1 protein-coding gene is annotated in these 391 nt (G+C 61.6%); it reads left to right on the forward strand.

Features of this window, described 5'->3' with window-relative positions:
* The coding region (locus AC1D0P_RS31295; protein ID WP_477680281.1) for a helix-hairpin-helix domain-containing protein at positions 1-301 on the forward strand (301 nt) is incomplete at its 5' end.
* Positions 302-391 lie beyond the last annotated feature (90 nt).

Consider the following 391-nt stretch of genomic DNA (forward strand, 5'->3'; position numbering starts at 1 on the left):
GCCGCCGCGCGACCCCGTGCTTTACTTCATCCAGCGCCTGCGCGACGAGGCGCACCGTTTCGCTATCGGCTCGCACCGCGCCCGGCGCAAGAAGGAAATGGTCAAGAACCCGCTCGATGAAGTGTCCGGCATCGGCCCGATGCGCAAGCGGGCGCTGCTGCAGCATTTCGGTACGGCCAAGGCCGTGTCGCGCGCCGGCATTCCCGACCTGCTCTCCGTGCCCGGTATTTCAGAAACCGTGGCGCGGCAGATTTACGCGCATTTCCACGCCAACATGCCGGAGAAGAACCTCAGGAAATAGAGCACGCTTTCCGGACGTGAAATCGTTTCGAAAGGCACGTGCGAAGATGAACAGCCAAAGTGCCTTGAACGCATAGTGAAGACAGCACCC

The organism is Polaromonas sp. P1_G2 (assembly GCF_056405515.1).